Source organism: Arthrobacter sp. A2-55 (genome assembly GCF_025548615.1).
GTDB lineage: Bacteria > Actinomycetota > Actinomycetes > Actinomycetales > Micrococcaceae > Specibacter > Specibacter silviterrae.
Genome location: NZ_JAJLOZ010000060.1, coordinates 17,024 through 30,109 on the forward strand (window position 1 = coordinate 17,024; position 13,086 = coordinate 30,109).

General features: G+C 65.8%; 13 protein-coding genes. 11 read left to right on the forward strand and 2 right to left on the reverse strand.

Annotated elements, in window-relative coordinates:
- Positions 1-10 precede the first annotated feature (10 nt).
- Both LPN03_RS15430 and sdhC read right to left on the reverse strand, forming a co-directional pair.
- Positions 11-478, reverse strand: coding sequence for a succinate dehydrogenase hydrophobic membrane anchor subunit (locus LPN03_RS15430; protein WP_165181369.1), 468 nt, complete (start codon positions 476-478; stop codon positions 11-13).
- A 1-nt stretch (position 479) separates the two neighbouring features.
- Positions 480-860 (reverse strand): succinate dehydrogenase, cytochrome b556 subunit, encoded by a 381-nt coding sequence (sdhC, locus tag LPN03_RS15435; protein WP_262454909.1) that lies wholly within the window; start codon positions 858-860, stop codon positions 480-482.
- 341 nt (positions 861-1,201) lie between these two features.
- Between sdhC and LPN03_RS15440 the strand changes: the two genes are divergently transcribed.
- The 11 genes from LPN03_RS15440 to LPN03_RS15490 all read left to right on the forward strand — a co-directional run bounded on the left by LPN03_RS15440 (position 1,202) and on the right by LPN03_RS15490 (position 12,949).
- A complete protein-coding gene (locus LPN03_RS15440) occupies positions 1,202-2,347 on the forward strand; it encodes a mannose-1-phosphate guanylyltransferase (RefSeq protein WP_165181371.1) in 1,146 nt (381 codons plus the stop codon).
- 88 nt (positions 2,348-2,435) lie between these two features.
- On the forward strand, positions 2,436-3,641 hold the full coding sequence (locus LPN03_RS15445) for an amidohydrolase (RefSeq protein WP_165181372.1): 1,206 nt from the start codon (positions 2,436-2,438) through the stop codon (positions 3,639-3,641).
- A gap of 177 nt (positions 3,642-3,818) precedes the next feature.
- Positions 3,819-4,256, forward strand: a complete 438-nt coding sequence (locus LPN03_RS15450) for a MarR family winged helix-turn-helix transcriptional regulator (RefSeq protein ID WP_262454910.1) — start codon at positions 3,819-3,821, stop codon at positions 4,254-4,256.
- Between the two features lie 21 nt (positions 4,257-4,277).
- The gene (locus tag LPN03_RS15455; protein ID WP_165181374.1) at positions 4,278-4,712 is read left to right on the forward strand and encodes an organic hydroperoxide resistance protein; all 435 of its coding nucleotides are present in this window, start codon (positions 4,278-4,280) and stop codon (positions 4,710-4,712) included.
- Positions 4,709-5,722 (forward strand): NADP-dependent oxidoreductase, encoded by a 1,014-nt coding sequence (locus LPN03_RS15460; RefSeq protein ID WP_262454911.1) that lies wholly within the window; start codon positions 4,709-4,711, stop codon positions 5,720-5,722. Before LPN03_RS15455 ends, LPN03_RS15460 begins: the two co-directional genes overlap by 4 nt.
- 150 nt (positions 5,723-5,872) lie before the next feature.
- Positions 5,873-6,991 carry a BMP family protein gene (locus LPN03_RS15465; protein WP_370875242.1) on the forward strand — a complete coding sequence of 373 codons (1,119 nt, stop codon included), beginning with the start codon at positions 5,873-5,875 and terminating at the stop codon, positions 6,989-6,991.
- A gap of 116 nt (positions 6,992-7,107) precedes the next feature.
- On the forward strand, positions 7,108-8,700 hold the full coding sequence (locus LPN03_RS15470) for an ABC transporter ATP-binding protein (protein ID WP_262454912.1): 1,593 nt from the start codon (positions 7,108-7,110) through the stop codon (positions 8,698-8,700).
- Positions 8,697-9,905: an ABC transporter permease gene (locus LPN03_RS15475; protein ID WP_165181378.1), complete on the forward strand. Its 1,209-nt coding sequence runs from the start codon at positions 8,697-8,699 to the stop codon at positions 9,903-9,905. Before LPN03_RS15470 ends, LPN03_RS15475 begins: the two co-directional genes overlap by 4 nt.
- On the forward strand, positions 9,902-11,197 hold the full coding sequence (locus LPN03_RS15480) for an ABC transporter permease (RefSeq protein WP_165181379.1): 1,296 nt from the start codon (positions 9,902-9,904) through the stop codon (positions 11,195-11,197). Before LPN03_RS15475 ends, LPN03_RS15480 begins: the two co-directional genes overlap by 4 nt.
- A 4-nt stretch (positions 11,198-11,201) precedes the next feature.
- Entirely contained in the window at positions 11,202-11,627 is a 426-nt protein-coding gene (locus LPN03_RS15485; RefSeq protein ID WP_262454914.1) for a cytidine deaminase, read from the forward strand.
- Entirely contained in the window at positions 11,627-12,949 is a 1,323-nt protein-coding gene (locus LPN03_RS15490; protein ID WP_262454915.1) for a thymidine phosphorylase, read from the forward strand. The genes LPN03_RS15485 and LPN03_RS15490 overlap by 1 nt, the downstream gene beginning before the upstream one ends.
- The last annotated feature ends 137 nt before the right edge of the window (positions 12,950-13,086 follow it).

Genomic DNA, 13,086 nt, shown 5'->3' on the forward strand with positions numbered 1-13,086 from the left:
TGCGGACCGGTTACGGTACGGGGCAGAAGGACGGTAGGTCGGTAACGGCGCCGGCCGGGCACGGGTCAAAGGTGAAGATCACCAGGGTGCCCAGGACGATGATGACGCCCGCGGCAATGTAGAGGATCGTCTTCAACGTCATGCGGGTGCCATTGCGGTCAGCATAGTCGTTGATGATGGTGCGCACGCCGTTGGTGCCGTGCAGCATGGCAAGCCACAGCATGGCGAGGTCCCAGACCTGCCAGAACGGGCTTGACCACTTGCCGGCCACAAAGCCGAAGTCGATGGCGTGGATGCCCTGGCCCAGCATGAGGTTCACGAAAAGGTGGCCGAAGATCAGCACGATCAGCACCACGCCGGAAAGGCGCATGAACAGCCAGGCGAACATTTCAAAGCTGGAGTGCGATGCCTTGTTGCGCTTGTACCAGGGCGACTGTGCACTGTTGGAGCGCGGCGATGCAATAACGTTGGAACTCATTTTAGTGCCCCCCGAAGACGATGGAGAGGTGGCGGATCAGGAACGGAACCATGACCACAACCCAGGCGATCAGCACAGTCCAGAGCATCTGGCGCTGGTACTTGGGGCCGTTTTTCCAGAAATCAATGGCAATGATGCGCAGGCCGTTGAAGGCGTGGAACACGATTGCGGCGACCAGGGCTGCCTCGCCCAGGCCCATGATGGGGTTCTTGTATGCCCCAATGACTGCTGTGTACGCTTCCGGGGACACCCGCACCAAGGAGGTGTCCAGGACGTGCACCAACAGGAATACGAAAATAACTACACCGGTAATGCGGTGTCCCACCCAGGACCACATGCCTTCTCGGCCGCGGTACAGAGTGCCAGCTGGTTTTGTCGGCACTGAATAAACCTTCCTGCAACACCGTGACGCTGGCGTGGTTCCACGCGGGGAAACGCACACGGCGTGAGCACTCATAACTTTGCCTAAATTTAGGCTTCGCTCACAGCATATTCAACTTAGGCGCTCCTTGCCCCATGCGACAAATCACGGCCGAGTCACAAAGCGGTGAATTGGTGGCGTCCGGGGCAGCTTTGCCGCTGTATTGCCCACCCTTTTCCCTGCACTTTTCCAAACACATTTCCAAGCACGACGCCGTTGCCCCCTCATCCTTGCGGGTGATCTTTGGCGCCTTCCGCCGCAGAATCCCGGCATGGACGCCGCCATCGTTTAGGCTTGCCGTGATGAATACTGATAATTCGGCCCCGTCCGTGCGCACCGGCCCCGACCCCTTGGACAAGTTCTTTGCCGTTATCCCCGCCGGGGGTGTCGGCACCCGGTTGTGGCCACTCTCACGTGCTGCGGCCCCGAAGTTCCTCCATGACCTGACGGGCACCGGCAGCACGCTGATCCGCGCCACGTACGACAGGCTGCAGCCGATCAGCGGCAACAGGATCCTGTTGGTCACCGGCGACGCGCACCGGGAGGCCGTCTGCCGCCAGCTGCCCGAACTGGCCGACGACGACCTGGTCCTGGAGACCGAACCCAAGGATTCCGCCGCCGCCATCGGCCTGGCCGCGGCCATCCTGTTCACCCGCGACCCGGAAACCATCATGGGCTCCTTTGCCGCGGACCACGTCATCAGCCCGGACAGCGAGTTTCAGGACACCGTCCGGGAGGCCATCTACACGGCGGCCACCGGCAAGATTGTCACCATCGGGATCAACCCCACCCACCCCTCCACCGGTTTTGGCTACATCCAGATGGGCAAGGCACTGGAGATTGCCGGCGCGCCCCACGCCCATCAGGTGGCCAAGTTTGTGGAGAAGCCCAGCGAGGAAGTGGCCGAGCAGTACCTGGCCAGCGGCGACTACAGCTGGAACGCCGGCATGTTCGTGGCCCCCGTGGAACTGATGCTGCGCCACCTCAAGGCCAACGAGCCCAAGCTGTATGACGGGCTGATGGAAATTGCCCTGGCCTGGGACACCCCCGAGCGGATCGCGGTGAAAAACCGCATCTGGCCCACCCTTCCCAAGATCGCCATCGACTACGCCGTGGCCGAGCCCGCAGCGGATGCCGGGGACGTCGCCGTCATACCTGCCGACTTCAGCTGGGACGACGTCGGCGACTTTGCCGCGATCGCGCGCCTGAGCAGCGCCAAGGAAGTCAAGGACGTGAAGGTCATTGGCGAATCCCCGCGCGTCTTCACGGAGGACAGCACCGGCATCGTGGTCACCGACACCAAGCGCGTCATTGCCCTCATCGGCATCCAGGACGTGGTGGTGGTGGACACCCCCGACGCCCTGCTGGTCACCACCCGCGCCCACGCCCAGCTGGTGAAAAAGGCCGTGGACGGGCTCAAGCTCAACGGCGACACCGACGTCCTCTAGCCCTCCCCGCCGGACCCGGGCACGCAACCCGCGGTAATGCGGCGTGCGCAATGCCGCCCCTGCGCGGCGGGGTGGTTAGAGTTTGACTGTGCGCAATTACTCGCTGGAAACAGAACCAACTGAGCTGGTGGGCCCCTGGGTGGAGCCCCTGATCGATGAGGTCATCGAGTTTCGGCGCGACCTGCACGCCCACCCGGAACTGTCCTTCCAGGAGCACCGGACCACCGCCAGGATTTACGACCGCCTCCTGGCCGCCGGGCTTTCCCCGCGCAGGCTGGACGGCACCGGCGTCATCGTCGATGTGGGGGAGGGCCCCATTACGACGGCGTTGCGCGGGGACATTGACGCCCTCGCCATTGTGGAGGAGACCGGGCTCCCGTACGCCTCCCGCAACCACGGCGTGACCCACGGCTGCGGCCACGACTTTCACACCGCCACCATGTTGGGCATTGCCCTGGTCCTGGCCAAGATGCACCAGTCCAGCCCGCTGGGCGGCACCGTCCGCATCATTTTCCAGCCTGCCGAGGAGACCCTGCCCGGCGGCGCGCTGGCCTGCATCGACCAGGGCGCGCTCGACGGCGTCCCGCGCATCATGGCGCTGCACTGCGACCCCCGCATCGAGGTGGGCAAGATCGGCACCCGCATCGGCCCCATCACAAGCGCCTCGGACACCATCAAGATTGAGCTGACCGGGCGCGGGGGACACAGCTCCCGCCCTCACCTGACCGAGGACCTGGTGTTTGCCCTGGCGCAGATCGCCATCAACGTCCCGGCCGTGCTCTCCCGCCGCGTGGACGTGCGCAGCGGCGTGTCCATGGTGTGGGGCCAGATCAACGCCGGCTCGGCGCCCAACGCCATCCCAGGCCACGGCGTCATGAGCGGGACCATGCGCTGCCTCGACCGCGAAGCCTGGCACGCCGCGGGCGAACTGCTGGATGAGGTGGTGCAGCAGGTGGCGGCCCCGTACGGCGTCGAGGTTCACCTGGAGCACACCCGCGGGGTGCCGCCCGTGGTGAACTCGGAGCACGAAACGGCACTCATTGAAGCGTCCGCCCGGGCCGAATTGGGCGAGGATTCCGTGGTCCTGGCGCCGCAGTCCATGGGCGGGGAGGACTTTGCCTGGTTCCTGCAGGGCGTGCCCGGCTCCCTCATGCGCCTGGGCACCCACGTTCCCGGCGGCGAGGAGTTCGACCTCCACCGCGGCGACTACATCGTGGACGAGAGGGCCCTGTCGGTAGGCATCCGGGTCCTGTGCGCGGCGGCCCTGCGCACTCTCCGCACCGCCAACACCTGAAGCCCGCCCCTTGACACCCCCTCGTCGAGGTTGGAGATAACCACGGGCCAATCCGTCGAGGTTGGAGATAACCACCAACCCTGGTCGGTGGTTATCTCCAACCTCAACGGAGGTGAAAGCAGATAAGTTGTGGGCAATTAAGTTGTGCACAATCTAAAATTGAGTTACGCTCGTTTCATGCCCGAACGATCAACTCTTAAGCACCAGGTCTGCTTTTCGCTCTATGCGGCCTCCCGCGCCGCCACTGCCGTGTACCGGCCCATGCTCGAATCGATGGGCCTGACCTACCCGCAGTACCTGGTCATGCTGTTGCTCTGGGAACGCGACGGCGCCTCCGTCCGCGAGCTGGGGGAGGAGCTGGACCTGGATTCAGGCACCCTGTCCCCGCTGCTGAAACGGATGGAGGCCTCCGGGTTCGTGGAGCGCCGCCGCCAGCCCGACGACGAACGGAAGGTGGTCGTCCACCTCACCCCCCGCGGTGCCGGGCTGAGGGAGCAGGCCGCAGCCGTCCCCGCACGGATCGCCGCAGCGGCAGGCCTGAGCCCCGACGAGCTCGAGCAGCTGAACCTCACCCTGGCCAAGGTCACCGGTGCCCTGCACGCAAACGCCCAATAAGCCAACCCCAAAGGACCCTTCATGAAAACCCTTTACACAGCCCGCGCACTTGCCACCGGGGACGGCCGCGACGGCCAGGCCCGCACCGACGACGGCAAGCTCGCCGTGGATCTCGCCTCGCCCGCCGAAATGGGAGGCGCAGGCAACGGCACCAACCCCGAGCAGCTCTTTGCGGCCGGCTACGCCGCCTGCTTCCACTCCGCCCTGCGCCTGGTGGCCCGCCGCACCAAGGCCGACGTGACCGGCTCCTCCGTCCGTGCCGAGGTGGACCTCGGTGCCATCGGCAACGGTGCCTTCGGCATCGCCGTGCGCCTGGAGGTTTCGCTGCCCGAACTCGGTGCCGCGGAGGCTGAAGAACTGATTGAGAAGGCCCACCAGGTGTGCCCCTACTCCAACGCCACGCGCGGCAACGTTGACGTCCAGCTGTCGCTGGCCACGGAAGAAGCCGCCGCATGAGCGCCCTGACCTCCCGCGAAATCCAGCTCGCATCACGGCCCGTGGGCTGGCCCGTCCCCGAAAATTTCCGCCTCACCGAGGTGCAGCTGCCCGAACTGGCCGACGGGGAAATTCTGGTCCGCAACCTGGCCATGAGCGTGGATCCGTACATGCGCGGGCGCATGAATGACGTCAAGTCCTACAGCGCCCCCTTCGCCCTTGATGCCGCGCTCGACGGCGGCGCCGTGGGTGAGGTGGTCGCGTCCAGGAGCGCTGAGCGCAAGGAGGGCGACGTCGTCGTCCATGGCCTGGGCTGGAGGGACTATGCCGTGCTGCCTGCCACGTCCAGCAAGAAGGTGGATCCTTCGCTGGCCGCGCCCTCGGCCTACCTGGGCGCGCTGGGCATGACGGGGCTGACGGCTTACGCCGGCCTGACGCGGGTGGCCGCCTTCAAACCCGGGGACACGGTGTTTGTGTCCGGCGCGGCGGGGGCCGTGGGGTCCATGGTGGGCCAGGTGGCGAAGGCGCTGGGCGCTGCCCGCGTGATCGGCAGCGCCGGCTCGGCGGAGAAGGTGGCGCACCTGCTGGAGCTCGGCTTTGACGCGGCATTCAACTACCACGACGGCCCGGCCAAGCAGAAGCTCCGCGGGATCCTGGGGGAAGGCTCTGGGATTGACGTCTACTTCGACAACGTGGGCGGCGAGCAGCTGGAGGCGGCGATCGCCGTGATGAACCCCTTCGGCCGGATCGCCATGTGCGGGGCCATCTCCGTCTACAACAGCACGGAGGCCCCTTCCGCGCCGCGAAACCTGGCCACGGCCATTGGCAAACAGCTCACACTGCGCGGCTTCCTGGTGGGCGCCCACCAGGACCTGGCCGGGGAATTCGCCCAAAAAATGGCCGGCTGGCTGGCCGACGGAACCGTCCAGGCGGATGAAACCGTGGTCGAAGGGCTGGAAAATGCACCGCAGGCATTCATCGAACTGATGCGCGGGGCAAACACCGGAAAGATGGTCGTGACGCTGCCCTAAGGGCACAGCTTGATAACGGTTCCCCAACGATGCCCCGGTGCATCCGCACCGGGGCTACCGGCTGGTAGCAGCTGCCATTAGTGTGTTGTCTAACACTGCGCATTCGGAACGGGGGTGTCCGCGCGCAATTTAACACCTTATGGAGGAATTTTGAAAACAATTATTACGGGCACGTTTAAGCGCGGGGCCACCGTCGGGACTGTGGCCCTGGGAGCAATGGCGCTCCTGCTCACCGGTTGCGGACAGGCCCCGGCACCCGCCGGCGGCGGTGGAAGCACCAGCGGCAACGCCGCAGCAGCCAACTACCTGGGCTGCATCGTTTCCGACTCCGGCGGATTCGACGACCAGTCCTTCAACCAGTCCTCCTACGAGGGCCTGAAGAAGACCGTCACGGACACGGGCATCAAGATGAAGGAAGCCCAGTCCACCACCAAGGCGGACTTCGAGCCGAACCTGAACCAGATGGCCAACGCAGGCTGCAACCTGACGTTCACCGTCGGCTTCCTGCTCGCGGATGCCACCAAGAAGGTGGCCACGGCCGACCCCAAGCTGCACTTTGCCATCATCGATGACAACTCCATCAAGCTGCCCAACGTCAAGCCGGTCGTCTACGACACGGCGCAGGCCGCCTTCCTGGCCGGCTACACGGCCGCCTCGGTCTCCAAGACCGGCAAGGTTGGCACCTTCGGCGGCATCAACATCCCCACCGTCACCATCTTCATGGACGGCTTCGCCGAAGGCGTGGCGTACTACAACAAGCAGCAGTCCAAGAACGTCCAGGTGCTGGGCTGGAACGTGGCCACCCAGCAGGGCCTGTTCGCCAACACCTTCGACATCATCCAGGAAGGCACCAAGGCCACCAACAACCTGATCGGCGACGGCGCCGACGTGGTCATGCCTGTTGCCGGCCCGCTCGGCAAGGGTGCGGGCGATGCCATTCTGGCCGCCAACAAGACCGGCAAGGACGTCAAGCTGGTCTGGGTTGACTCCGACGGCTACCTGACCGCCCCCACGTACAAGTCCATCCTGCTGACCTCCGTCATTAAGACCATGGGCGACGCCGTGGAGACCATCGTCAAGGACGACCTCGCCGGCAAGTACTCGGCCACCCCGTACATCGGCACCCTGGACAACGGCGGCGTGGCCATGGCCCCGTTCCACGACCTGGATTCGGCCGTCAGCGCGGCCACCAAGACCCAGCTCGACACCATCAAGAAGGGCATCATCGACGGCTCCATCAAGGTGGAGTCGAAGTCCAGCCCCAAGTAGGACACGCACACTCCCTGCACTGTTGCGCCGTACCGACAGCTTTGGCTGTCGGTGCGGCGCACAGTCACTTGGGCGCAAACTTCTGCACAACTTTCACACAAGATAAGGCAACAACCTTGAAACTTGAACTCAAGGGCATCACCAAAAGCTTTGGTGCCTTGATAGCGAACGACCACATTGACCTGGTGGTCGAATCGGGTGAGATTCACAGCCTCCTGGGCGAAAACGGCGCCGGCAAATCCACCCTCATGAACGTCCTGTATGGCCTGTATGAACCCACGGCAGGGGAAATCCTTGTCGATGACAAAACTGTGAAATTCTCCGGCCCGGCGGACGCCATGGCCGCCGGCATCGGCATGGTCCACCAGCACTTCATGCTGGTCCCCGTGTTCACGGTGGCGGAAAATGTGGCCCTGGGTGCCGAATCCACCGGCCCGGGCGGCATCCTCAACCTGGAGGAGACGCGCCGGAAGATCCGCGAGATCTCCGCCCGCTTCGGCTTCGATGTGGACCCCGACGCGCTCGTGGAGGAACTCCCCGTGGGCGTCCAGCAGCGCGTGGAAATCATCAAGGCGCTGGTCCGCAACGCCAAAATCCTCATCCTCGACGAGCCCACGGCCGTGCTCACCCCGCAGGAAACCGACGAACTCATGGACATCATGCGCCAGCTCAAGGCCGGCGGCACGTCCATCGTGTTCATCTCCCACAAGCTGCGCGAGGTCAAGGCCGTCTCGGACACCATCACGGTGATCCGCCGCGGCAAGGTGGTGGGCAGCGCCGACCCCTCCGCCGCCACCACCGAGCTGGCCTCCATGATGGTGGGCCGCTCCGTCAGCCTTACCCTGGACAAGGCCGACGCCGAACCGGGCCCGGTCACCTTCAAGGTCACCAACCTCACTGTCATGAACGACGCCGGCCAGCGGCTTCTCGACGACGTCACCTTCTCCGTCGCCGACGGCGAGATTCTCGCCGTCGCCGGTGTCCAGGGCAACGGCCAGACCGAACTGACCGAGGCCGTGCTGGGCCTGCACAAGCACGTCCAGGGCTCCATTGTGCTGGACGGGAATGAACTGGTGGGCCGCAGCGTCCGGCAGGTGCTTGACGCCGGCGTGGGATTCGTCCCCGAGGACAGGCAGGACGACGGCCTGGTGGGGGAGTTCTCCATTGCCGAAAACCTGGTCCTTGACCTGTACAAGAAGGAGCCGTACTCGAAGTTCGGCTCCATGAACCGTGCCGTCATCGCCAAAAACGCCGAGGCCAAGGTGGCCGAATTCGACGTCCGCACCCAGTCCTCCCAGGACGCCGCCGACACCCTTTCCGGCGGAAACCAGCAAAAGGTGGTGCTGGCCCGCGAACTGGCCAGGCCGCTGAAGCTGTTCATCGCCTCCCAGCCCACCCGCGGCGTGGATGTGGGCTCCATTGAGTTCCTGCACAAGCGGATCGTTGCCGAGCGCGACGCCGGCACGCCGGTGATCATCGTCTCGACCGAACTGGACGAGGTCCTGGAGCTCGGGGACCGCATCGCCGTGCTGTTTGCCGGCAAGCTCATGGGCATTGTCCCCGGAAAATCCAGCCGCGAGCTGCTGGGCCTGATGATGGCCGGGCTGCCCGCCGACGAGGCGCGGGCCCAGCTGGACGGCACCGCCGCCGGCACCGCCGGAACCACGCCCGCCGGCACCGCCGGAACCACTGAAGGAGAGCGCTCATGAGTGAGACGCAGAAAGTCAAGGACCCCACGCCCCCGGTCAAGGAAAGCCAGGGCTCCCAGGTGGTGCGGGAAATCATGAGCGGCAACGCCGTCATCTCCGTGCTGGCCGTCGTCGTCGCCCTGGTGATTGGCGGCATCCTGATCGCCGTCACGGACCCGCGCGTCAGCACGGCGTCGGGCTATTTTTTTGCCGACCCGGGCGCCACGTTCTCCGCCATCTGGTCCTCGGTCTCCGAGGCCTACGGCGCCCTGTGGCGCGGGGCCACCTACGACCCCACGGCCCGCACCTGGCAGGGCCAGCTGGGCATTTTTGAGACGCTGACCTTCGCCACACCCCTCATCCTCTCCGGCCTCGCCGTCACTTTGGCATTCCGGGCCGGGCTGTTCAACATTGGTGCGCAGGGCCAGATCATCCTCGGGGCAGCATTTGCCGGCGCCGTGGGCTTCGGCATGCACCTGCCCCCCGTCATCCACCTGCTGGCGGTCATCCTGGCCGGTGCCATTGGAGGCGCCATCTGGGGCGGCATTGCCGGGTTCCTGAAGGCGAAGACCGGTGCCCACGAGGTGATCGTGACGATCATGCTCAACTACATCGCCATCTCCCTGGTCCTCTACCTGCTCAAAAACCAGCTCAAGGACCCCACCAGCACCAACCCGATCAGCCCGCAGATGGACGCGAACGCCATGTTCCCGCTGCTGCTGGGCCCCAACTTCCGCGTCCATGCCGGGCTGATCGTGGCCATCCTGGCCGTCATTGGCGTGGGCTGGCTCCTGAACCGTTCCACGCTGGGCTTTGAATACCGGGCCATCGGCGCCAACCCGAAGGCCGCCCGGACCGCCGGCATGCTGGTCTCCCGCGGCTACATCACCGTCATGCTGATCTCCGGGGCCCTCGCGGGACTGGCCGGCGTGGCCCAAATTGCCGGCACGGAGAAGTCCCTGGACTCCGAAATTGCCGGCAGCATCGGCTTTGACGCCATCACCGTGGCCCTGCTGGGCCGCTCCAAGCCGTGGGGCACCTTCTTTGCCGCCCTGCTGTTTGGCGCGTTCAAGGCCGGCGGCACCAGCATGGCGGTCAACGCCGACGTTTCCATTGACATTGTTGCGGTGGTGCAGTCACTGATCGTGCTGTTCATCGCCGCCCCGCCCTTGATCCGGTCCATCTTCCGGATCAAGGCCGCCCGCCGTGAAGGAGCCAGCGCATGAGCGTCACCGCCAACATCTTGCCCTCGAAGGTGGTGGACCGCGTTGCCGTGCGCAGCTGGAAGACCCCCATCCTGTTTGGCGCGCTGGCGCTGTTCGCCGTCGTCGTGTTTGTCCTTTTGGGCCCGTCAGGGCACGCAACCTTCCGCCTCTCGCAGGAAGGGGACGCCTGGCAGGTGCCCAACCTGGTGCTGCCCGCCAAGGTGTTCGGCATCATCGTGGCCGTGGTCTGCGTGCTCCTCGCGGCCCAGTCCTACCGGCAGATGAAGAATGACGGCCGCATTGCCAAGTGGGTGACCATGACGTTCACCGTGGCGTTTGTCATCGGCCTGATGGTGTGGATCATCGGCGGCACCAAGACCCAGAACATCACCCTGGTGGGCCTGTTCACCGGTGCCATGCTCATCACCACCCCGCTGGTGTTCGGCTCGCTGTCCGGCGTGCTGTGCGAGCGGTCCGGGGTCATCAACATCGCCATTGAAGGCCAGCTGCTGGCCGGGGCCTTCACGGCGTCGCTGGTTTCCTCCATCACCCACAACGCGTTCGCGGGGCTGTTTGCCGCAGCCGTGGCGGGCGTGTTCGTCTCCTTCCTGCTGGCCGCCTTCAGCATCAAGTACGTGGTCAACCAGATCATTGTGGGCGTGGTGCTCAATGTGCTGGTGTCCGGGCTGACGGGCTTCCTGTTTGAAAAGATCATGAAGATCAAGGTGGATGGCGTGACCATCTACAACCAGCCCGCGCAGCTGCCCGACCTGCCCATCCCGTTCCTGTCCGAGATCCCGGTGATTGGGCCAACCCTGTTCCGCCAGTCCATCATCGGCTACTTCATGCTGATCCTGGTGGCGGCCCTGTGGTTCGGGCTCTTCCGCACCCGCTGGGGCCTGCGCATCCGGGCCGTGGGCGAACACCCCATGGCAGCGGACACGGTGGGCATCAACGTCAACCGCACCCGCTTCCTGAACGTGCTGGCCGGCGGCGCCGTGGCCGGCATTGGCGGGGCCTACTTCACCCTCGTCGCCGTGAGCAGCTTCAGCAAGGACATGACAGGCGGCCTGGGCTTCATTGCCCTGGCGGCGCTGATCTTCGGCCGCTGGAACCCCATCGGCGCGGCGCTGGCAGCCCTGCTGTTCGGCGTGGCGGGCAACCTGCAAAGCATCCTCTCGCTGGCCGGCACCCCCATTGACGGACAGTTCCTGGCGATGCTGCCGTACGCGCTGACCATCCTTGCCGTGTCCGGGTTTGTGGGCAAGTCCCGCGCACCCGCGGCCGACGGCGAACCGTACGTCAAGGGCTAGCGGCATGGACACCACTGGCCGGGCGTCCGGCGCCCCGGAAACCATTGACTGGGAGGCCCTGCGCGAGGCGGCTGCGGCCGCCATGGGCAGGTCCTACTCTCCGTATTCACGGTATCCAGTCGGTGCGGCGGCACTGCTCGACGACGGCCGGATTGTCTCCGGCTGCAATGTGGAGAACGCCAGCTACGGGCTGACCCTGTGCGCCGAATGCACCATGGTGGGCGCCCTGCAGATGGGCGGGGGCGGGCGGATCCGCGCATTTTATTGCGTGGATGCGGCCGGCGCCGTGCTCATGCCCTGCGGGCGCTGCCGCCAGCTCCTGTATGAATTCCGTTCCCCCGGCATGGTCCTGATGACAGGCCGCGGGATCAAGACCATGGACGAAATCTTGCCGGACGCCTTCGGCCCGGAGAACCTGGAGAACCACTGATGGGTGCCACACCATACGCCGGACCGTCCTTTGACGCCGTCGACATCATCCGCACCAAGCGGGACCGCGGGACGCTCAGCGCGGACCAGATCGCCTGGACCATTGACGCCTACACGCGCGGCACCATCGCCGACGAACAGATGGCGGCCCTGAATATGGCCATCCTGCTCAACGGCATGGACCGGGCCGAGATTTCGCAGTGGACGGCTGCCATGATCGCTTCGGGGGAGCGGATGGAATTCTCCGGCCTGCGCACTCCGGCCGGTGCCGCCATGGCCACCACGGACAAGCACTCCACGGGAGGTGTGGGGGACAAGATCACCCTGCCCCTGGCGCCGCTGGTGGCCGTGTTTGGCGTGGCCGTGCCGCAGCTTTCGGGCCGCGGGCTGGGCCACACGGGCGGCACGCTGGACAAGCTGGAATCCATTCCGGGCTGGCGGGCCAACCTCAGCAACGAGGAGATGATGCGCCAGCTCTCCGAGGTGGGCGCCGTGATCTGTGCCGCCGGAGCCGGGCTGGCCCCCGCCGACAAGAAGCTGTATGCGCTCCGGGATGTCACCGGCACGGTGGAGGCCATCCCGCTGATCGCCTCCTCCATCATGAGCAAGAAGATCGCCGAAGGCACCGGTGCGCTGGTGCTGGATGTGAAGGTGGGGTCCGGGGCGTTCATGAAGGACCTTGAAATGGCCCGCGAACTGGCCCGGACCATGGTTGCCCTGGGCAAGGACGCCGGCGTGAACACGGTGGCCCTGCTGACGGACATGTCCACGCCCCTGGGCCTGACGGCCGGGAACGCCATTGAGGTCGAGGAGTCCGTGGAGGTGCTGGCCGGCGGGGGGCCGCAGGACGTGGTCGAGCTGACGGTGAAGCTGGCGGAGGAGATGCTGGAGGCCGCCGGCGTGCACGGGGCCGACCCGGCCGCCGCGCTGAAGGACGGGCGTGCCATGGATGTGTGGCGCCGCATGATCTCCGCCCAGGGCGGGGATCCGGACGCAGAGCTGCCGGTGGCCCGCGAGTCGGAGACGGTCTACGCCCCGGCCGACGGCGTCCTGGTGGGCCTTGATGCCATGGCCGTGGGCGTGGCGGCCTGGCGCCTCGGTGCCGGACGCGCCCGCAAGGAGGACGTGGTCCAGGCCGGGGCAGGTGTGCGCATGCACGCCAAGCCCGGTGCGCTGGTCCGCGCCGGCGAGCCGCTCATGACCCTGTTGACGGACACCCCGGAGAAGTTCGCACGGGCCCGGGAGGCTCTGGAGGGCGCGGTGACGATCGCCCCGGAGGGTTCCCGCCCGGCGTCGAAGCTCATCCTCGACCGCATCGCCTAATCCGACCCTCGGTTGCAATCGGGGGTGTTTTCGCCGACCCTCCCTCACTTTTCGGGCGTTTGACCCCGACCCTCCCTCACTTTTCGGGCGTTTGACCCCGGCCCTCCCTCAGTCAATGAGGGAGCGTCGGCCGAAAA